This is a genomic window from Haliscomenobacter sp., from assembly GCF_965225875.1.
Taxonomy (GTDB): domain Bacteria; phylum Bacteroidota; class Bacteroidia; order Chitinophagales; family Saprospiraceae; genus Haliscomenobacter.
Genome location: NZ_CBDDBS010000002.1, coordinates 1,978,796 through 2,000,330, shown reverse-complemented (window position 1 = coordinate 2,000,330; position 21,535 = coordinate 1,978,796). Strand labels below are relative to the sequence as shown.

Genomic DNA, 21,535 nt, shown 5'->3' with positions numbered 1-21,535 from the left:
ATTAACCTTTTGAAAACAAAAAAGCCCCACCGTGGATCACCACGATGAGGCCTTTTTTTATCTCCATCAGGATTTTATTCCTGATCTTCTTTAGTAGTCTGTTGGTTCTGCTGTTCGAATTGCTCCTTCAGTGCAGCCAATCCTTCCAGATCGCCAAGAGTAGTACGTTCGATGCTGTCCTGCTGCTTTTTAACGGCAGTGCGGGTTACTTTGCGTTCGTCATCCTTCACTTTTTTCACTTGCTCATCAGCCTCACGACGGATGTCTTCGAGGTAACGCAGGTGAGATACGAGGATGCGCTTGTCATCGCGGTTGAATTCAATCACCTTCACAGTCAGTACTTCGTCTACTTCAGCGAGGTTGTTGTCTTCTTTGCGGATGTGCTTGATCGGTGCAAAAGCTTCCAGACCATAAGGCAACTGAACGATGGCACCGCGGTCGTCACGACGCAACACGGTAGCTTCGTGGTAAGAACCTACAGGGAATACATTTTCGAAAGTATCCCATGGGTTTTCTTCCAGTTGTTTGTGGCCCAGTGACAGTTTGCGGTTGTCCTTGTCGATATCGAGGATTGCAACGTCAATTTTTTCACCAACCTTCGTAAACTCGGATGGGTGACCATAACGTTTGGTCCAGCTCAAGTCGGAGATGTGTACCATACCGCCGATTCCTTCTTGCAGCTCGATGAATACGCCATAAGGAGTGAGGTTTTTCACCTCGCCAGTGTGGCGGCTGTTGAGTGGGAATTGGTTTTCGATTTCGCTCCAAGGGTCGGTCGCCATCTGCTTGAGAGAGAGTGACATCTTGCGCTCATCGCGGTCAACGGTAACCACTTTTGCGGAGTATTCCTGACCCAACTTGAAGAATTCGCGTGCGTTGATCGGTTGATTGCTCCAGCTTACTTCTGAAACGTGGATCAAACCTTCTACACCCGGTTGGATTTCGAGGAATGCACCGTAATCTTCGATGTTGACAATCTTACCTTTAACGATAGAGTTCTCGGAGATGGTGTTGTCGAGTACTTCCCATGGGTGTGGTTGCAATTGCTTCAAGCCCAAAGAAATACGCTTCTTGTTCTCGTCGAAGTCCAGTACAACTACGCTGATCTTTTGGTTCAGGCTGAGTACTTCGCTTGGGTGGCTGATGCGACCCCAAGAGATATCGGTGATGTAGAGCAGACCGTCTACGCCGCCCAAGTCGAGGAACGCACCGAAGTCGGTGATGTTCTTGACGATACCTTCCAATACCTGACCTTTTTCGAGGCTGGCAATGATGGCTTCGCGTTGCTCGGCGAGGTCGCTTTCGATGAGTGCCTTGTGAGATACCACGGCGTTTTTGATGGTTTCGTTGATCTTAACCACCTTGAACTCCATGTTTTTGCCAACGTATGAATCGTAATCGATGATTGGCTTGATGTCGATTTGTGAACCAGGCAAGAAGGTCTCCAAACCGCTGCAGTCTACAATCAGACCACCTTTGGTTTTGCTGATGACCGTACCTTTGATCACGGTACCATTTTCGTAAGAATCAACGATGCTTTCCCAGGCGCGCAGCAGTTTTGCTTTGCGGCGAGAAAGAACCAGCTGGCCGCGCAAGTCTTCCTGTTGTTCTACGTATACTTCAACGAAATCTCCAATTTTGAGATCCTGAGTATCGCGGAATTCAGAAAGTGGCACCAAACCATCTGACTTGTAGTTGATGTCCAGTACTACGTCACCACCATTCATGGAGGTAACTCGTCCTTTTACAATTTCACTTTCTACCACTGCGTTCATGGTAGACTCGTACTGGGTCAAGTATTCTTTGGTTGTTTCCGCAGAATAAACGGCGCCACCTTTGTTGGTGATGCTCCAGTCAAACTCATCGTGTGCAGAGTTGGGATCGTAACCAGTTGCGAAGAGCAATTCTTCGTCCAGTTCATCTTCATCCTCTTCTTCGCCAGTAGTGGCTTCTGGCTCATCTTTGATACTCTTGATGATGACCACTGGTTCAGGAGTAGGTTCAATAGCTACTTCTTCCACTGTTTCTTCAGCTGCTGCTTCAATCTCTTCAGCTACAGTTTCTTCAACCACGGCCTCAGCTACCTCAGCAGTTTCTTCAACTACTTCTTCAGCTACGGCAGCTACTTCTTCCACTTGATCTACGATTTCGGGCGTGCTTTCTACAGCAGTTTCCTCCACCTGATCTTGAGCACCCAGCTCTTCTTGCTCGATGCCGTCTTTTTCGTCAATCATAAAATGCATTTCTTCCCACGAAAGGTGGGATTTGGTGATGAATTAAATTTTGAGCCGCAAAGGTAGGACTTTGAATTGATAATCAAAAGGATTTGCTCAAATTATTCACCTGGATTTCTTTACATACTATCAAAGCATTGCAACTAAATGATGGCTTATTTCACCTCATTCTTTTATTTTGAATACCAACTGTTCTTGCTGTTTTTCGATCACTAAATCAATGAAACTTTTGAGGGTTTGGTATTCTGCTGCAGAATAGCGCAATTGGTTGATTTGCAATTGAGTGGTTACTAAAATCCGTTTGTCGAATAATTGGACCTGGTAGGAAAAACGCCCACCATTGTTAGGCAAACTTAAATTGACTGTTTTGGGTAATTCCTCTAGTTTGAATTTTTCCGGGAGCGTGAGATTGAGGATTTGCCTTTGGGACAAAGGATAAGGGATATCAACAGGGTAAGCCCGATTGGTCACTTTGAAGGGGTTTTCCGCAAAGAAAGGGACCAATATTGGGCTGAAATAAGCCAGCTCCCCATTGATTGTCAGTGCTTCAGGGAGTTTGATGCGGGCAGTGGTGATTAAGGTTTTGCTGAACTCATCAAGGTCGCGCACTTGAATGGAATCGTATTGTGCAATTTCAGCAAGGGGGAGCGTGGCCTTTTTATCCTTGGTATTTTGGGCTTTTTCGGCTTTCAATTTTTCACGGCTTTTGGCCGCTTCATAGCCATCTTGAGCACGCGACATTTTGCCATCCAGTTGACCAGTTTCATCCAATTGTAAGTTGAAAGAGTAGGTCGAACTGGATTTACCCGGAAGGATATCGCTCCAATGAGGGTTTTTAGGATCAACTACCCATCCCGAACCATTTAAAACTTCTTCGCGAACCCAGCCAGGCGCCAGATAAGGATGGGTTGCATCCAATAGTACAGTCTTTTCGCCTATTTGGGCTTGAACGATTACAGAATTAAATTGATCAATGAGGGGATAATCCTGGAATACCTGACCATGCTCACGGGTGCTCAACAGCATGGGATGAGCAGTGATGTTGTAGGCATTCAGCAAGCCGCACAACAAGAGGTTTAACTCAGCTGAACTCCCTAGCTTGCGCACAAAAACCTTATCAAGAGGCTCTTCAGCCAAAAAACGATGGTAACCATTCCAAGCCATATGATAAGTGACAAACTGATGAATTTTTTGGAGCTGTTCTTCGGGTTTCGCAATACCCAAAAGTTGCGGCGAAAGCTCGGTAAGGGCTTCGTCGAAACTGGCTTTGCGCAGGTATTTTTTTCCAAAAAACTCGTGATTTATCAATTCTTTGGCAGTTTTTTCCCAGGAAGAGAAGATTTCTTCACGATAACCATTAAGTCTAGAGGCTTGTAATTGGAAGCGAATGCGGGAATAATAATCCGCCATGGTGGTGATGTAACCATCTGGACGCAGTGCAGGCATGTTTTTTTGGTAATAAGATACCGTGGAAACTGTTGCATAGGGGATATTGAGGACTTGCTCTTGTACCGAGGTTGGAGCTCGTTCCTGTGGAGGCGTCCCATTGATTAGGGTAATGTATTCCAACAAACTGGGAATGGTTACACTCAACTCACTCCACAGTACGGGAATCTCCTGTTGAAAGTACCATTCAGGAAGTTCAAAAAAGTTTTTTTTGCTGATCAAATACCGATATTCGATAACACTCCCAACCTGCACTTCGGGGAACGCAAATTTGAGCTGCATTACTTGCCCGCTGGATTTTTCCAAAAAAGCATCTTTTTTCTCGATCGTTCGGGCGAGACCGGTGGAATTGTAAATGTGCGCTTCGAATTCCATCAAAGTTTCTGCATCATCTTCGACATAGATTGGAATGGCTACATCAGCATATTGAAAACCAGCAGGTTTTAAAATTTTAATGCGCTTTTTACGCTCAAACAAACACTCACTTTTGCTGGAGCGAATACTGACCGAAATTCGTCCGATATCGGCTAACACGAGTGCGGCCGCATTGGTGTCGGCAGGGTAATTTTTCATTTTTATACCCGCTACCGGAATTTTTTCCCAGGTGTAGGTGTCTTGAGCCTTGATTGATAGGGCTATACATAAAAGAAGAGCTGTAATAATTATGTTATAACTCATAGTAGCCGTACTTTATACAACTCCTAACGATTTTAACGGATAAACATTACATTGATTCGTGCCTATAATTTGCATTTTTTACCCATCTTTGCAGGCGCAAGTTTTCATTCACTCAAAACTGCCTAAACAATGTCTGAAATAGAAAACGTTGGACGAAAGGGATACTGTGTGATGTATTTCTTTATCTTTTTTGTTCTTTTTATTGCGTTGTTGGTGTATTTGTACAACCGCAACTTCGCTTTGCTGCCACCACAGTAAAGCGAAAAGTGAAAAGTGAAAAGCGAAGAGTTAAATCGTGGTTGATTCAATCACTTTCACTTTTCACTTTTCACTACTCACTACTCTGCGTAAATGTCTTCAATCTCCGTTTTGTACTTCTCTAAAATTACCCTGCGCTTGAGCTTCATTGTTGGCGTCAATTCGGCCTCGGTGCCGTCGGACTTGACGGGTTCCCATACTTTGTCCAGCAGGCGGAATTTTTTGATTTGATCGATGTGGCTGAAGCTTGGATTGATCTCATCCACAATGCTTTGGAATTTAGCGAGCACTTTAGGGTGGTGCAGCATTTCCGGAAAAGTTGTCCATTCCACCTGATTGCCATCACACCAATCTTTCAAAGCAGGTTCGGCAGGTACGATGAGCGCGGAAACGAACTTGCGCTGTTCCCCAATGACCATCATTTGTTCGATGAGGAAGTTTTCGCGGAATTTGCTCTCAATAGGGGTGGGGGCTACGTATTTTCCACCCGAAGTTTTGAGCAATTCTTTTTTGCGGTCCGTGATTTGCAAATACTTTCGCCCACCTGGCCCATCTACCATTTTTCCTACATCACCGGTACAAAACCAGGTTTTGCCATTGATGGTTTTCATCACAGCTGCGGTGGCCTCGGGTTTGTTGTAATAACCCATCATGACGTTGGGGCCGTAAGCCAGAATTTCACCTTCGCCCGGGCGAAAAATGCCATCCGATTCGTCGATGAACACTTCGACACGGTCAATCACCGGCCCAACAGAACCCAATAAGGCGCCACCAGGCTCGAACAGGTTGAGGGTGATTACCGGGGAAGTTTCGGTCAAGCCATAACCCTCCCGGATGGGAATCCCGGCAGCAGAAAACACCTGGGCTATCCGCCGTGGGCAAGCGGCTGCACCGGTAGTGATGCCCTTGAGGTTGCCACCCAAAGCGGCCCGCCATTTGCTAAAGATGAGCTTATCCGCTATTTTCCATTGAATCGCCTTCCAGCCTTTGGGCTTGAACTCGTAATGGTAGTCTTCCGTTAATTTGAGCGCCCAGAAGAACAATTTTTTCTTCAAGCCAGTCAAATCTAACCCCTTGTTGTAGATGCGTTCGTAGACTTTTTCCAAAAGACGAGGTACGGTGGTGAAAAAATGGGGTTTTACCGCCATGAGGTCGCCCTGTTCTCCCCCCAAATTGTCGGTACCAGTAAAGGCAACCGAAACGCCAAAAAGGGTATAGAGGTAAATAACCACCCTTTCGTAGATGTGGCAAATGGGTAAAAAACTCAAAACCGTATCCCCGGCTACAAAAGGAAAGGCGCCTTTCCCGGCCATGATGTTGCTAATGATGTTGTCGTGCGAAAGCATCACTCCTTTGGGGACACCCGTAGTGCCGGAAGTGTAAATGATGGTTGCCAGCTCTTCGGGTTTAATTTGTGCCCGTAGTGCTTCTACTTCGGCCTGCCCTTCTTCGGCAAAGATGGTTTCCCAAAAAGGTTGTCCCTCCTTTTTGTCGAAGGAATAGATTTCTTTTAAAGAGGGAACCTGAGCTTGTGCGGCTTTGACTTTTTCGTACAAGTCACCGCCGCCAACAAAACAGTATTTGGCTTCAGAATCGTTAAAAATATAGGTGTAATCCTCGGTAGTAATGGTGGCATAAACCGGGACGTTAATGGCGCCAATTTGTTGGATCCCCACGTCGAGAATGGTCCATTCCGGGCGATTTTGGGTAACCGCTACCCCAATGCGATCCCCTTTTTTTATCCCTAATTTGAGTAGTCCCCGGCTAACTTTGTTGCCTAAATCAATGACTTCACGTGTACTGTAATATTTCCATTCCCCATTGAAACGATGCCCAAAAGCACGCTCCAATGGAAAATTAGCCGCCTGATAGTGAATCAAGTCGCACAACCTTGTTGGTTCCATAAAAAGTTGGTTTATCTGGATGTTTGGCAGAATTATCCTTTATCTAAATTCCAAAAATAAAAGATTGTTTGGAAAAACTGGATTTTTTCTGCTTTTACAAGACCAACGTAAATTTATAGACCTGGATTTAAGGATTTATGATTCGATTGAATTGGCGCTCGTCTTCAATTTCCTTATAAAAAGCAGTGATGTATTGGAGCGCATCCTCCCGGTTGAACTTATCCAGGAGTTCGAATTTTTTGATAAAGTCCAATACCACTGTTTTGCTTTGTAAAAATTGTTTACGCAACATTGCTCCTTCTGGCGCATTAACCGCTCCACCCTTAAAATACCGTTCCCGCACATCCTTGATGGGCAAAGACTCGTGAGGAACTGCGTAGGGAGCATTTACCAAGCCGGAATAGTCAAAGTCATAAGGAACAGGGATGACTTTTTTGGTGGTAGTATGTTCAAAAAAACGGGTGTTGTGGCTGTTGCCAAATGCCCAATCTGTATTGCCAATCATGTATTCATAAAAGACAAAATTCAGGAAATGTTGCCGGGCAAATTGACGGGTATCTTTGGGGCGCTCTTCCATTAGTGTACAAGCCATACGCTCGGCTACCTGTTCTTCATCTTCCACAATAAAGCCAATTTTTTCAGTTGGTTTTCCAGGGTTGTTGGTGTCAATCAAATTGATTTTAACCAATTTTGCCCGGAAGCTGGACGGAGTGATCAGGTTGTACAAGCGATAAGCCAGGTATTCTTTGTAAATGAACTGCTCAAAAGCACCGGAGGGTTTGCACTCCCAAACAATTTTCATTTCGTTGTGGGGCAAATAACCTTCGCCGGTCAGGACTGATTTTTTGATTTTTAGCTTAATTGGCGGGTGCAAGCAAATGTCTTTGCGGGTTTTTCCACGTGGTCGGATTTCCGCGGTATACATTTTATCTTCACCAGCTGAGTTTTTGTATTTCAGCACAGCGGGCTGGTACTTTTCATCGGCTTTTCCCTTCATCAGTACCTTCAAATCCGTTTCCAGCGTGATTTCCAAGGCACCAACGCTGTCTTCTTTTAATAATTGGTCAAACCAACTGATGCCTTTGCTGGCAACAGCAGAGGAGGAGCCCTCCTGGGAATGGCCGCTTATAGATCCAAGTAGCAGGGTGAGTAAAAACAATGATCGGGTTAAAAGATGTAGATTTCTCATGATGTTAACTATATAGTTCATTAATGTTTTTAGCGTGTGTGGCCAGAATTTTTTTGCGGCGAAGTTTGAGGGTGGCCGTCATTTCTCCACTTTGTTCTGTCCAGGCTTCGTGCAGCAATAAAAATTGTTGCACCTGTTGGTAAGGGGGCAAACCCTGATTCAGGCGTTCAAGTTCCTGCTTAAAAAAACGCTGCACTTTGGGATTCAGCACCATAAACTGGGGAGCGGTCCAATGAACTTTTTGCGTTCTACACCATTCTTCCAGTTTGTCAAAATGAGGTACAATCAGGGCAAAAGGCCCCGGTTTACTGGCGCCAGCCACCAGGCATTGCTGAATGTATTCGGATTGATACAAGTGTTTTTCCACTGCTTCGGGAGCGATGAATTTCCCCGCACCAGTCTTAAACATATCGTCTTGTCGGCCCTTGATTTTTAAAAAACGTTTGTGCACCCACTGCCCCAAATCTCCAGTACGTAACCAACCGTCTTCAGTCATTACTGCCTGGGTTGACTCGGGTTGTTGATAATAACCCAGCATAACGTTGAGCCCTTTAACTTGCACCTCGCCGACCCCCTCTTCATCGGGGTTCACAATGCGCAGATCAACTCCTGGAATCGGTATTCCTACTGTACCAAAACGAGAACCTCCGGGTTCAAAGCGGTTAAAAGCAATGACCGGAGAAGTTTCCGTAAGTCCGTAGCCTTCCCGTACTTTTAACCCTGCTGCCGAAAACAAACGCCCCAGTTCTGGATTTAAAGCAGCAGCGCCGACGCCAATCCCTTCGATACGGCCGCCAAACATTTTGCGCCACCGGTTGAAAACCAGGATCCGGGCTAAAGTTAGACGCAACCAGTAAGCCAGGGGTTGCCGCTTCCCATCATAATAGTTTTTGCCCAACTGCATGGCCCATTTCAGGATTTTTCTGCGCCACAAGGGCCCTTTGCGGGCATGCGCCATAATTTGTTCCACCAAACGCTCCATGATCAGAGGCACGGCTGTGATAAAATGGGGTCGTACCTCGCGCAGGTTGTTCAGCAATTGTTCTTGCCCTTCCGCATAGGTCACACTAGCACCTACGGCGATGTAAATGTAGACAACCATACGTTCAAAAATATGGCTGAGCGGCAAAAAGCTCAAAGTTTGATGCTCACAATTGACCGGAAGGAGCGCGATTGTAGATTTAATGTTACTAATGATGTTTTGATGGGAAAGCATTACTCCTTTGGGTTTGCCCGTAGTGCCCGAGGTGTAAATGATGGTAGCCAAGGCAGTCTCGGCAATGCTTTCTCGCAGGGCAGCAATTGTAGCCAGTTCTTCAGCACTGGGCTCTGCCAATAATTCCAGCACCGATGGATTCACCTCTGGCAGCGGATAAAAAGGAATGACCCACTCCAGCGCAGTATCGGGTTGGAGGGAACGAATGCTGCTGTATAAGTCTTCAGTATCGGTAAAACACACTCGAACCAGCGCATCTTGTAAAATGAACCGCAATTCCTCGGGCCCTGAAGTGGCGTGCAACGGTACCACAATTACCCCGATCTGTTGCATGCCCAGGTCTAAAAAATTCCAAAATGGACTGCCGTGGCGAGCGATAATTGCTGCCCGATCCCCTGGTTTCAATCCCAGACGCAGTAAAAATGCGCTGACTTGGTTTATCTTGTGCAGGCAATCAGCAGTGGAAAAACTGTTTCTTTGCCCGTGCCGTTTATAGGCTAAAGCTGCCTCGTTGGGAAAACGAGCTTCCTGATAGCTAAACAGATCAAAAAGGCGATGGTAATCCATGTTGCACAAGTAGTGGGGCAATAACCACTGACAAAGTAAGGATAATTTTATGGATTATTTCAAGTTGGCTTAAAAATGAAGCAATCGGAAGAATTGCAAACATTATTGCTCCTGGGGACTGACCAAACGCCACTAGGAGAGGACCTGTTACAGTACCTTCAAGATGCGGGTGCAGGCTTGGCTGATAGCCCTGAAAAATCAGCAGGTATCGCTATGGTTTATTTTAGACAATGGCGGAGAGCAGGATTTTCATTGGAGCAATGGAAAGGGGAATTGCCGGAAATGAGAACTACTACAAAGGCGGAGCCAGAGTGTAGTGTGGCTTCAGCTCGTTGTTTGCAGGAAATTTTGGAAGGCAAATACACTGACGCATTGGGGGAGTGGGTACACCTATTGTTGAAGGTAGAACAGGTACTGCCCCGGGAAGCGCTGCCTTCCCTCTTTCAACGAAGTTTAGGTGATCCTGAACTCTGGGAAACGATTCGAACAGCTGTTGGTAGTCGGGGAGAGTGGCTGCTGCTACAAAACCCATTTTGGCAACCTTTGTGTGAAGTTCCAGCGCAAACGGATTGGGGCACCAGTACCGGCCCGGTCCGCCTGGCGCTTTTGCGAAGCATACGCAAACGGGATGCTGCTTTGGGATTAAATCAATTACAAAGCAGCTGGGAAACTGAGGACCCGGCTCAAAAGGCAGCTTTATTGGCTGAACTCAGCCATGGATTGAGTGTTCAAGATGAAACATTTTTAGAGAACTGCCTGCAAGATCGCCGCAAAGAAACCCGGCAGATGGCGGCTGAACTCCTGGCTAGTATTCCCCATTCAGCCTTAACCCAACGTTATCTAGGCTATTTGCAAGATTGTATCGAATTGAAAGACAACCAAATTGTCCTGAATTTACCAACAGAAGTACCCGAGACCTGGCGTAAGGATGGGATAGAAATAAGTGGTAAAGCACCATACTCCTTCACTCAACGCAGCGCCTGGCTGTTTCAGTTGCTGCGGCGTTTACCGCCAAAATACTGGCAAAAAGCATGGGGATTGGAACCCCTGCAAGCCATCAACCTTTTTGCCCAACAGGATCGGGAAGAAAGTTGGGTACAGGCGCTTACCGACGCCAGTTTGTTGCACCATGATCTGGTATGGCAGGAGGCGCTGGCCGAGTGGTGGCTGAATCAGCCAGGAGCGAGCAGTTGGCAAACTTCTACAGGTCGGCATCTCTTGCAGGTGCTTCCCGCAGCATCTTTGCATAAATTGTTACCTCCTTTTTTACAAAAACAAACCTATTTGCTTGAAGAAGACCACGTAGCCACCTATATATTGTGCGCCAATCCGCAGCCCTGGACGGAAGAATTGAGTTTGGCTTTGATCCAGCCATTTAAGCGTTATTTGGCCGGTGCAGACAACCCTTTTTGGAACATCTGGCACTACGCCCGCCTACTCAAAGCACTTGCATATCATTGTCCTCCAGGACTTTTTGCAGCGCTGAACGGCGGCTGGAATGTAGATTCGCCGCTTTGGCAACGTTGGCAGGCAGAGGTGGAACGTATGTTGGCCGTGCTGCAATTTCGGGTAAAAATGTATAAATCCTTCAGTCTCGCTGAATAAAGCGTGATGGTTAATTCTACGTTAAAGTAAAGCGCCTCCGTTACAAATACATTAATTTTGCCAGAGGTTCATTTTAACTTTTGTTGTGAACCTAGGGCAAAACATTGAACAGTGCTGCCTATCTTGTAGTTTTAACGTCAACAAGCTTCATTGCTTGTTATCTATAATATGCTGGAACAGGATGAATAAAAAGGCAATTTGGATAATAATTGGTTTGATGAGCGCCGCGGTGCTGGGGGTCATTTTGGTGCAAATCGATTTGATAAGAACCTCCATGTCGGTGAATGAGGAACGATTTGACAAAAACGTGCAAGAGGCATTGGTAAAAGTGAGCGATCGGCTTGAGGCCTATGAGCGAGAAGAGTACTTCAACTCCATGAATGGTTTCGCAATGGCCTATCAAGAGCGACAGTCTGCCAAAAGTAACGATGATTTCAATCGGATTAATGTACCGAATGATGAGCCATTCCCTAGCACATTGGAGCAAGTTTATGCTCAAATAATGGTTGAATATCCTGGGATCAAAGTTTTATTTGATCAAAATAAAACCATGCGCTCCTTGGAAGAGCGCATCAAAGCATCCAATCTTGATCTGGCCATTCATCAGGAATTTGAAAAAAGAGGGATCAATCCAAAAAACAGCAAATTTACTTTTCACTACGGCATTTGGTCCAATGAAAAAAATGGCATGATCATCGAAGATGGCCACTACGTTTATGATGATTTTGGGAGCAAAGGCCCGGCTCCGACTTACAATGCTGCCAGCCTTTATAATCCAGATTATTCCGTGGCGGTTTTTCAACATGCAAAAATTCCACCAGGGGAGCTTAGAGTGTATTTCCCGAATCGAACCAATATCATTTTGAGCTCATTGTGGAAAAATGCAGCAGGGACGGCGTTGTTTGCCATGATCATTTTGTCTTGTTTCGCTTATACGCTGATGGTCATTTTCCAGCAAAAAAAGCTGTCGGAAATGAAAACCGATTTCATCAACAACATGACCCACGAGTTCAAGACACCCATTGCAACCATCTCTCTAGCCTCCGACTCAATCGTTTCCCCTATGATTTTGGGTAATCCTGATAAAGTACAACGCTTTGCCAACATAATAAAACAGGAAAATAAGCGTATGAATAGTCAGGTGGAGAAAGTCCTGCAAATGGCCTTGATCGACAAGCGCGATTTTTCCTTAAAACTGACCGAAGTCAACCTGCATGAGGTGATTCAGGCGGCAATGGAAAACATTTTGCTACGGGTCGAAAAACGAGACGGTGTGGTTAAACCATCCCTACTCGCCACGAAACCGATTATTGAAGGAGACCTTACGCACGTTGCCAATGTGATCAATAACCTCTTGGACAATGCTGAAAAATATTCTCCCGATAAACCTGAAATCAGCATCAGCACCCGCGATGTATCCAATGGGGTAGAGGTAACGGTGCAAGACAATGGCATTGGTATCAGTAAAGAAGCGCGCAAACAAATTTTCGATAAATTTTACCGCGTGCCTACTGGTAACTTGCACGATGTGAAGGGATTTGGCTTGGGACTAAGTTACGTCAAAGCCATGATGACCGCGCACAAAGGTTCAGTGGAGGTAAAAAGTGAACCGGGGAAGGGGAGCAGTTTTATCCTGACTTTTCCCTATCAAGTAGAAGCATAAAATGGTTCTTCGCGAAGCAAAGCCGCAGCGAAGAACGCCCAAAAATATACGCTTATGGCAAACAATAGAATTTTACTTGTTGAAGACGATCAGAACTTTGGAGACGTATTGCGCTCCTATCTGGAAATGCATGATTACGATGTAACTCTGGCCAAAGATGGGGTAGAAGGATTGGAAAGTTACAAAAAAGGCCATTTTGATTTGTGTATCTTCGATGTGATGATGCCCAAAAAAGATGGGTTTACGCTAGCCAGGGAAATCCGGGAAAAAGACCGCGAAATGCCGATTGTATTTCTGACTGCCAAAACGATGAAAGACGATGTTTTGGAAGGATTTCGAATCGGAGCGGACGATTATATCTCTAAACCATTCAATTCTGAAGAGCTGCTTTTTCGCATCCACGCCATCCTGAAACGAAGCCAGCAAGGCAAGGCAGATGCGAAAGATGAGGTGAAAGAATTTTCAATTGGTAAATATCACTTTAATTTTCCATTAAGAATTCTTACATTTGCGGAAAGTGGTGAAGAAGAGAAACATAAGCTTTCCCCAAAGGAAGCTTCTCTCCTCAAGATGTTTGCTTTAAATGTGAATGATATTCTTCCAAGATCGGAGGCGCTATCTGAAATTTGGGGCGAAGACAACTATTTCACTGCCCGCTCGATGGATGTATTTGTGACTAAGTTGCGCAAATACCTGCGGAGAGATGACAACATCGAAATCGTTAACATTCACGGCAATGGATTTCAATTGCTCGTGAAGACGGATCAAGAAGCATAAAATAGTTTTTGGGATTATGATTACGGCTGGGAAGTCACTTTGGCTTACCCAGCTTTTTTATTTTAGCACTTCGGCAAGTACCGCATTCATTTCTCCCCAGGCTATTTCTACATCCGTTTCTGTCGTTTGCCAATTGACCAGAGCAGCCCGAATCGCTGCTTGCCCGAGGTAAACGGTTGGAGTCATGTATACCACTCCTCGCTCTATTAACTTGCTCAAAAACGCACCGATCTTTTCCTGAGGCTGATTTTTTAGGGTGAAGCAAACACAATTGAGGCGAACTGGTGCGAGCAATTGGAAATATTCCGAATCCGCAATCAAACTCCCCAACCACTGTGCACAGGCTATATTGCGCTCCACTATATTTTGGTAACCCTCCTTGCCATAAGCCATCAAACTCATCCAGGCCGGCAATGCGCGCATGCGGCGGGAATTTTCAGGCAGAAAATTGAGGTAATTAAAATTGGCCTTTGGGTCGCCGAGGTAAGCTGCATTGGCATTTTGAAAGGTGTTGAGCTGGAGATTCAAGTGTTTTTCCTGAATCAACACAACCGCACTATCATAGGGTACATTGAGCCATTTGTGGAGGTCAATGGCGATACTATCAGCTTGTTCCCACCCTTTTAACAAATGAGCATATCGTGGTGAACAGGCCGCAAAGCCACCAAATGCGGCATCGATGTGCCACCAAAAATTGTACTTGGCTTTTAAAGTAGCAATGGCCTGCATATCATCAAAATCTACAGTATTGACAGTTCCTCCGCTGGCGCAGACAATGCAGGGTTCACCATTCAGAGCAATCAACTGAGCTTCGAGGTCGGCTACATCCATGGCTTCCCGATTGTCGGGCAAAAGTTTTACTTTATGGAGGCTGCTGCGGCCCAAACCAAGCATAGCCAGGTCTTTGTACACACAAGAGTGGGGTTGTGCCGCCAGAATTTTTAAATCCTTGAGTGCAAAAACCCCCGCCTCCGCAATATCGACACCCAACTTCTGGCCATACCACTGCCGGGCCACTGCCAAACAAGTGAAGTTGCTCATAGTAGCCCCAGTAACAAAGCCGCCAAAAAAATGCGCAGGTAAGTTCAAAAGCTGGCGAAGCAATTGAATGGCTTCAAATTCTATGCTGGCTGAAACATCCCCCGTCTGACTGGCACTTTGGGTATTTTGATCGTAAAGGCTGGTCAGCCAATCACCAGCTAGTGCGGCTGGAGTGGTCCCTCCGGTCACAAAACCCCAGTAACGTGGGCCAGTTGAAGCAACCATACTAGAGCCAAAACGTTGTTGAAATTCGCCCAAAGCAGCCAATGCTCCTGTGGACGTGTTTGGTAAATCAGCCGGAGGTAATTGAGGTGGAGTTGAAGCCGTGGGCCATTCTTCCAGGTTTTGCAGAAACGTTTCGGCATTTTGTTTGACGGCCTCCAGAATTTGTGGATAGGAATATAAATCCTGTTTGAGTTGTTGATTCATAAGGTTGTATAAAAAAACGGAAATGAAGTAATGGGATAAGGGGCGAAAAAAAAATAAGTGATTCATTTTGTCAAAGGATTAGATAAGTAAACAGTTCATTTTAAGTGTCTTATCTGATCCTTTGACTCGGAAAAAATGAATACTTATTTTTGCCCCACTATTAAGGTTACTTTTTTACCAACACCATGGCGTCGAAGCCCTTATTTTTTAAGGTCTTGGCTAAGGCATTGGCATCACCAGCCTTTTCAAATCGCTCCACCAAGATGGATGCGTAAGCTCCGCGATTGAATTTTTCAACCCTGGCATTGGGATATCCCGCTTTTTGAATTTTGCGAAGTTCTTTTTGAGCGTGATCCACCTGTTCGAAAGAACCTCCGATGACCATGTAACGACCAGCAGATAAGCTTGCTGTTTCACTGGCGGTGTTATCCGTTGCTGGTGCAATGGGTTTGGGATCTGGGACGGCAGGTTTTTCAGTTTTGGGTTGAACGGGTGTTTTTTCTTCAGGAACTACTTCTGGTTCAACTACTGCGCCAGGGCCTGGTTTGTTGTTTTCGGAAGTATTTTCGGCAGGAAAACCAGTTGTATCGTCTTTTTGAAGTTGAGTATTGTCTGTTTCTACCATTTCGGTAGTTGTAGTGTTTGCAGCAGAGTGGGGGAGGTTCACGTAGCGGTAAACCAGGTAGATCAAGGCCGCAATACATAGGGCCACAATTCCGATGGTTAAGTAATCAAGTCTGGACATGGAGGTGTTTGTTTTTTGGTTTTCAGAAGAAATATAAGGGTAAAAATCGGTTATGGGTTCCATCCAAAAGTTCAAGCTAAGGCATTGGTACGCTAAACTGTAGCCCGTCGTACCCCAATTCAACGCCAAAAGGTAATGTTTTATTGATTGTTGCGTGTTTGCCCATACGGTGGCTCATGTGGGTTAGGAAGCTTCGTTGAGGTTTTATGGTTTGGATCAGATCCAGTGCACCCTCTAAATTGAGGTGTGAATAGTGCTCGGTATGGTGCAGGGCATTCACCACCAGCGTATGCAGGTTTTGTAGTTTATGTATTTCGGGTTCTTCAACCTGCAACACGTCCGTGAGATAGGCAAAATCACCTATCCGAAAACCCAGAATGGGCAATTTGCCATGCAGTACTTCAATGGGGGTAAATGAAATTTCTTTGATGGTAAACACCGTTTTTTTGTCAATCTGAATCAAACTCACCATCGGGGCACCGGGGTAACGCTTGTCACCCTCGGCAAATACATAGGCAAAGCGGGTACGCAACTCCTTTTGAACTTTTTCAGTGGCAAAAACAGGCATATCGCCCCCTTGTTTGAAATTATAGGGGCGTACATCGTCCAGGCCAACAATATGGTCATTGTGCTCGTGGGTCATCACAATGGCGTCGAGGTGCTGGACACCTGTAGCCAGCATTTGTTGCCGGAAATCGGGGCCGCAATCAATAGCTACAGAGGTGCTGCCCAGGCTCAGGTGAGCAGCAGTACGCAGCCTTTTATCGCGAGGATCCGTAGATTGGCATACTTCACAATCACAGCCTAAAACGGGGACCCCCTGTGAAGTGCCCGTACCAGTAAGGGTTACAATCAGTTCGATGGTTCGTCTTCGTTTTCTTCGATGATAGAATTATTGCGAATGGCTTTAAGCAATTTGCTCGACTTTTCGCTTAGTTTATCCTCTGTATATTCAATAACGCCAAGTACCTCCAATAACACGTTGATGCGTGATTCGGTGTCGAAAAATTTGTTCACTACAGCAACTTTTCGATTTTCGACAATACAATATCCCGATTGGAAAGACCCTTTTTCATAACGTACGGTATAATCCAGCTCGCTGAAGAGGGTCTCGAGTTTTTTAAGAAAATGCGTCGTGTATTTGACCATGCTGTGCAAAAAATGGTTTATTGTGAGGCGAATTTAGGCAGGAGTAGGAAATTAGTCCGTCATTTGATTGGCTTATTTTGGATAAAATCACGATTACTAGTTCAATTGATCCATAATGAAGGTAAAATTCTTTTGTTTGTTGTGTTTTCTTATGCTGGGCACTACGTTGAAACTGGAGGCTCAAAATCGATTCAAAGCCAGTGGCATTGCAGGCTTTAATTTGTCTCAAATTGATGGCGACTTATTGACTGGTTTTGATTTGCCGGGCTTACACGCAGGCATGCACGTGAGCGCGATCCTGAGCGAACGATGGGAACTAGGGGTTGAGCTTTTGTACAACCAACAAGGCAGCCAACGCAATTTATACTCCAATTCTCAATCCATTTACGACAAAATTCGGCTCAATATGGTGGAAGCACCCGTGCAAATTTTATTCAACGAATGGAAATTTCAACTCGGTGCCGGACTTTCATATGCCCGTATCATCAACGCCGAAGTGATTGATGTAAGTGGCGCCATCATCACCGAGCAGGAAAATTTCCGTAACGATTTGATCAATGTGGTGCTGGGTGGAACCTTTAATTTCAGCGAACGTTGGGGACTCAATGTGCGCTGGTCGCGGTCGCTCAACAATTTGCGACAGAACAAATCCGACGGTTTGTTTGTGACGCGCAACCTGAGTATCCGAGCCCTGTATTATTTTTAGGAACCAGTAAACTTTAAAGCATGACCCTTGCCATCATCGATCTGGGCACCAACATTTTTCACTTGCGCATTGTACGTGTGTTACCTGACGCTTCCTTTGAGGCTATTTTTCGCCAAAGCCGCTTTATCAAATTGGCATCAGAAGGCATTGATACCATTGGTGCTGAACCTTTCCAAAGGGGCATCGATTGTTTGACAGATTATGCCCAAATTCTGTCTCAGCATCCGGTAGACAAAATCAAAGCCATTGGCACCGCCGCCTTGCGCACCGCCAGTAATGGTGCGTTTTTTATTCAAACAGTTAAAGAAAAAACTGGCCTGGAGATTACCTTGATCGATGGCGATCAAGAGGCCCATTACATTCACAAGGGAGTGGAACAAGCGGTTCAATTTGGTGCGGACAAAAAACTCATCATGGACATTGGTGGGGGCAGTGTGGAGTTCATCATTGCAGATTTGGATACAGTGTATTGGGCGCAAAGTTTTCCCGTAGGTATGGCTATTTTATATGGTCAGTTTCACCTTAGCGACCCGATTGGTGCACTTGAAATTGATGCCCTGCACAGTTTCCTGGAACAAGAATTGTCGCCACTCAGTCAAGCCTTGACCCAGCATACCATTAGCGATTTGGTGGGCACTAAAGGCACTTTTGATGTTTTGCAGGCTCAATTCAGCAAAGAAAAATTGGGGCCACATTGCGGGGTATTGCCCGTAGCCGAGCTGAATGAGCTGCCTGCATTTTTTGAGCGGGTCATTCAGGCTACCAAAGCTGAGCGCCTGGCTATGCCTGAAATTCCCGATGATCGGATTGACATGATTGTGGTCGGAATGCTGCTGATTCGTTTTGTCCTTAAAATGACCGGAGTGCCTCGACTCCTGGTCTCTGATTACGATGTCAAGGAAGGGGTGTTGGCCGAAATGGTTAATGCATAAATGAGTGGTAAAAAAGTAGCGCCGGCCAAATTTGACCGGCGCTGCACAAATAACCATTAAAACAGATGATAAAAAATTCAGGATGATAGGTGATAAAAAATAAGTGTTCATTTTGCCAAAGAATCAGATAAGTAAACGCTTTATTTAAAGTGTCTCATCTGGTTCTTTGGCTCAGGAAAAATGAACACTTATTTTCGCCCCACTGCTAAGGCAAAGATCGATCATCTGATCAACTTTGACAATACCTTTGAAACGGGAAAAAATACTCCCCGAAAACTGGGATATAATTGGGCAGGGCAACCGCAAGGGTTGCCCCTACATGGAATGTTCTTTTAATTTCCCACCAAAAGTCGCTTTTGAAGTGCCATATCTTCTTTTTTTACAAAAGTAATCGGTACAAATTCATCAGTAGGAGAGCCAATGTAGTACAAGGTCCAGTCTTTGTCATATTTGGAAAGCATGTACCGGATGCATTCGGCTCGGTCGACTACTGGGATATTACAATCTTCCCAATAAAACAACTCAACCCGGTAATGGATGGCTTGTTTTTGACCGTTAATGGTCACCTCGATCTCGATGTCTTGTTTACCACGGCCGCCTGGAATGGGTATAGCGATAAATGCCATAGTGTACTATTTTCAGGTGAAGAAATATGGATGTTTTTTTGCGCTTGATTCCACGTTCTTTATATCCGATCAAACGGCATACCAATTTTTTAAATCATTGATTTTAAAACTATTCGAAGTGTATTTTTAATTTAGGTGTCCAAATGTGGACAATTTCTGTGCGAAGATGAACAATGTGAGCCAGGTACATTAGCGAAAATTTGCTAAAAATTTCAGCACCATTAGCGTAAATTCGCTAATCCGTTTTCGCGCACAAAACAAAAATATGCCAGCATTGCCCTACCCACATTTGTTGCAGCCCCTTGATTTAGGTTTTACTACGCTGAAAAACCGTGTCCTGATGGGCTCCATGCACACCGGGCTTGAGGAAGAAAAAAACGGCTACCAGCGTATGGCAGCCTATTATGCCGAACGAGCCAAGGGGCAGGTGGGGCTGATTGTGACGGGAGGGATTGCGCCCAATCGCGCGGGCTGGGTGGCACCCTTTGCTGCCAAGTTATCGACTCACACGGAAGCCCGTCAGCACAAAATCATTACGGAGGCGGTACACAGTGAAGGTGGTAAAATTGCGATGCAAATTCTCCACTCCGGGCGTTATGGCTATCATCCCCTGGCGGTGGCACCTTCGGCCATTAAATCACCCATTTCTCCTTTCAAACCCTGGGCTTTAACTTCCATCGGCGTTAAACGTAGCATCAGTGCTTACGTGCGTTGTGCTACGCTTGCTCGCGAGGCTGGTTACGATGGGGTAGAAATAATGGGATCGGAGGGGTATTTGATCAATCAATTCATTGTAAGCAAAACCAATCGCCGGACCGATGAATGGGGTGGAGATTACCAAAACCGCATTCGTTTCCCCATTGAGATCGTGCGCCGGGTGCGGGAAGCAGTTGGGCCCGACTTTATCATCATTTACCGATTGTCCATGTTGGACCTCGTCCCAGATGGCAGCACCTGGGACGAGGTAGAACTGCTGGCGCATGAAATTGAAAAAGCCGGGGCTACCATTATTAATACAGGCATCGGTTGGCATGAGGCCAGAGTACCTACTATTGCAACAATGGTGCCACGCGCGGGTTTTTCCTGGGTTACCCAGCGCCTAATGGGCAAAGTGGGTATTCCACTGATTACTACCAACCGCATCAATAGCCCTGAGGTAGCCGAAAGTGTTTTGGCGGCCGGGCATGCGGATATGGTATCCATGGCGCGGCCTTTTTTGGCGGATCCTGAATTTGTGCTCAAGGCCATCGAGAACCGTTCTCAGGAAATCAACACTTGCATCGCCTGCAATCAGGCTTGCCTCGACCATACCTTTAAACGTAAGGTGGCCAGTTGTTTGGTCAATCCCCGGGCTTGCCACGAAACTGAATTGAATTATCTACCATGCAGCCAAAAGAAAAAAATAGCCGTAGTTGGCGCAGGGCCAGCCGGACTGGCTTTTTCAAGTGTTGCTGCCCAACGTGGACACGAAGTCCATCTTTTTGATGCAGAAAATGAGATCGGTGGCCAATTCAACATGGCCAAACGTATCCCAGGCAAAGAGGAATTTCACGAAACTTTACGGTATTTTGCAGGACAGGTATTTAAATACGGCGTACAACTACATCTTGGGCAACGCGTAAGCTCAGCTGATTTGTTGGCGGGTGCCTTCGACGAAGTGATTTTAGCAACAGGGGTTTCACCGCGGGTTTTAGATTTGCCAGGCATTGATCACCCTAAAGTGCTGAGTTACATTGATGTGTTGAAGTACCAGCAAAAAATCGGGCAAAAAGTTGCCATCATTGGTGCAGGTGGCATAGGTTTTGATGTAGCAGAGTATCTTTCGCAGGAAACTGCGTCTACAAGCTTAAATGTTGAAGCCTTTATGGATGAATGGGGCGTGGATATGGCCTATCAGGCCAAAGGTGGATTAAAACACGCCCAACCTGAAAAACCAGAGCGTACCATTTATCTCTTGCAGCGCAGCAAAGGTAAGCTGGGCGAACGTTTGGGTAAAACAACTGGCTGGATTCACCGGAGCAGTTTAAAAAATCGTCGGGTACAAATGATTGGTGCAGTGGAATACCTGCGGGTGGACGATTATGGCTTGCACATTAGCATTGACGAAGTTCCGCAGGTTTTGGAAGTGGATCAGGTGATTGTTTGTGCTGGTCAGGAACCATTGCGGGAGTTGTATGAACCCTTGTTCAACCAGGGCGTATCGGTACATTTGGTGGGTGGGGCAGACGAAGCCCGGGAGTTGGATGCCAAACGTGCAATTGATCAAGCCTCTCGACTAGCCGCGCGGATATAAGTTAAGGATTTGCAAAACTCGTTTTGATTCCCTACTTTTACCGCAGTTTTATTTTTTGTTGTTGTTGATTTTCCCCC

17 protein-coding genes are annotated in these 21,535 nt (G+C 45.7%); 7 read left to right on the top strand and 10 right to left on the bottom strand.

The genetic code is table 11. The features are described 5' to 3' along the window. Positions 1–74 precede the first annotated feature (74 nt). Together rpsA and ACO08K_RS10675 are read right to left on the bottom strand one after the other, a co-directional pair. Positions 75–2,234: a 30S ribosomal protein S1 gene (gene rpsA, locus ACO08K_RS10680; RefSeq protein WP_421796381.1), complete on the bottom strand. Its 2,160-nt coding sequence runs from the start codon at positions 2,232–2,234 to the stop codon at positions 75–77. Between the two features lie 165 nt (positions 2,235–2,399). After that, positions 2,400–4,358 carry a DUF3857 domain-containing protein gene (locus tag ACO08K_RS10675; protein ID WP_421796380.1) on the bottom strand — a complete coding sequence of 653 codons (1,959 nt, stop codon included), beginning with the start codon at positions 4,356–4,358 and terminating at the stop codon, positions 2,400–2,402. Positions 4,359–4,487: 129 nt separating this feature from the next. On the opposite strand from ACO08K_RS10675, the gene ACO08K_RS10670 reads away from it, so the two are divergent. Further along, positions 4,488–4,616, top strand: coding sequence for a hypothetical protein (locus tag ACO08K_RS10670; protein ID WP_421796379.1), 129 nt, complete (start codon positions 4,488–4,490; stop codon positions 4,614–4,616). Between the two features lie 80 nt (positions 4,617–4,696). Here the strand turns inward: ACO08K_RS10670 and ACO08K_RS10665 are convergent, their stop codons facing one another. From ACO08K_RS10665 to ACO08K_RS10655, 3 genes are all read right to left on the bottom strand, one after another. Then, positions 4,697–6,520 (bottom strand): AMP-dependent synthetase/ligase, encoded by a 1,824-nt coding sequence (locus ACO08K_RS10665; RefSeq protein ID WP_421796378.1) that lies wholly within the window; start codon positions 6,518–6,520, stop codon positions 4,697–4,699. Between the two features lie 127 nt (positions 6,521–6,647). Beyond that, the gene (locus ACO08K_RS10660) at positions 6,648–7,709 is read right to left on the bottom strand and encodes a hypothetical protein (RefSeq protein WP_421796377.1); all 1,062 of its coding nucleotides are present in this window, start codon (positions 7,707–7,709) and stop codon (positions 6,648–6,650) included. Between the two features lie 4 nt (positions 7,710–7,713). Continuing rightward, positions 7,714–9,492, bottom strand: coding sequence for an AMP-dependent synthetase/ligase (locus tag ACO08K_RS10655; RefSeq protein WP_421796376.1), 1,779 nt, complete (start codon positions 9,490–9,492; stop codon positions 7,714–7,716). A gap of 75 nt (positions 9,493–9,567) precedes the next feature. Between ACO08K_RS10655 and ACO08K_RS10650 the strand changes: the two genes are divergently transcribed. From ACO08K_RS10650 to ACO08K_RS10640, 3 genes are all read left to right on the top strand, one after another. After that, positions 9,568–11,097: a DUF5691 domain-containing protein gene (locus ACO08K_RS10650; protein WP_421796375.1), complete on the top strand. Its 1,530-nt coding sequence runs from the start codon at positions 9,568–9,570 to the stop codon at positions 11,095–11,097. Positions 11,098–11,278: 181 nt separating this feature from the next. Continuing rightward, entirely contained in the window at positions 11,279–12,760 is a 1,482-nt protein-coding gene (locus ACO08K_RS10645; RefSeq protein ID WP_421796374.1) for a sensor histidine kinase, read from the top strand. A 54-nt stretch (positions 12,761–12,814) separates the two neighbouring features. Beyond that, positions 12,815–13,537, top strand: coding sequence for a response regulator transcription factor (locus tag ACO08K_RS10640; protein ID WP_421796373.1), 723 nt, complete (start codon positions 12,815–12,817; stop codon positions 13,535–13,537). Between the two features lie 57 nt (positions 13,538–13,594). On the opposite strand, the gene ACO08K_RS10635 is transcribed toward ACO08K_RS10640, so the two are convergent. From ACO08K_RS10635 to ACO08K_RS10620, 4 genes are all read right to left on the bottom strand, one after another. Beyond that, positions 13,595–15,007: a pyridoxal phosphate-dependent decarboxylase family protein gene (locus tag ACO08K_RS10635; protein ID WP_421796372.1), complete on the bottom strand. Its 1,413-nt coding sequence runs from the start codon at positions 15,005–15,007 to the stop codon at positions 13,595–13,597. A gap of 166 nt (positions 15,008–15,173) precedes the next feature. After that, a complete protein-coding gene (locus ACO08K_RS10630) occupies positions 15,174–15,752 on the bottom strand; it encodes an SPOR domain-containing protein (protein ID WP_421796371.1) in 579 nt (192 codons plus the stop codon). A 76-nt stretch (positions 15,753–15,828) separates the two neighbouring features. Then, positions 15,829–16,464: an MBL fold metallo-hydrolase gene (locus ACO08K_RS10625; protein WP_421798306.1), complete on the bottom strand. Its 636-nt coding sequence runs from the start codon at positions 16,462–16,464 to the stop codon at positions 15,829–15,831. A 140-nt stretch (positions 16,465–16,604) separates the two neighbouring features. After that, a complete protein-coding gene (locus tag ACO08K_RS10620; protein WP_421796370.1) occupies positions 16,605–16,901 on the bottom strand; it encodes a hypothetical protein in 297 nt (98 codons plus the stop codon). A gap of 136 nt (positions 16,902–17,037) precedes the next feature. Here ACO08K_RS10620 and ACO08K_RS10615 point away from each other — a divergent pair, with 136 nt between their 5' ends. Both ACO08K_RS10615 and ACO08K_RS10610 read left to right on the top strand, forming a co-directional pair. After that, a complete protein-coding gene (locus tag ACO08K_RS10615; RefSeq protein ID WP_421796369.1) occupies positions 17,038–17,607 on the top strand; it encodes an outer membrane beta-barrel protein in 570 nt (189 codons plus the stop codon). Between the two features lie 20 nt (positions 17,608–17,627). Further along, positions 17,628–18,539 (top strand): phosphatase, encoded by a 912-nt coding sequence (locus ACO08K_RS10610; protein WP_421796368.1) that lies wholly within the window; start codon positions 17,628–17,630, stop codon positions 18,537–18,539. A gap of 332 nt (positions 18,540–18,871) precedes the next feature. Here ACO08K_RS10610 and ACO08K_RS10605 read toward each other — a convergent pair whose 3' ends face one another. Beyond that, positions 18,872–19,165, bottom strand: a complete 294-nt coding sequence (locus ACO08K_RS10605; RefSeq protein WP_421796367.1) for a hypothetical protein — start codon at positions 19,163–19,165, stop codon at positions 18,872–18,874. Between the two features lie 265 nt (positions 19,166–19,430). On the opposite strand from ACO08K_RS10605, the gene ACO08K_RS10600 reads away from it, so the two are divergent. Continuing rightward, a complete protein-coding gene (locus ACO08K_RS10600; protein ID WP_421796366.1) occupies positions 19,431–21,458 on the top strand; it encodes an FAD-dependent oxidoreductase in 2,028 nt (675 codons plus the stop codon). The last annotated feature ends 77 nt before the right edge of the window (positions 21,459–21,535 follow it).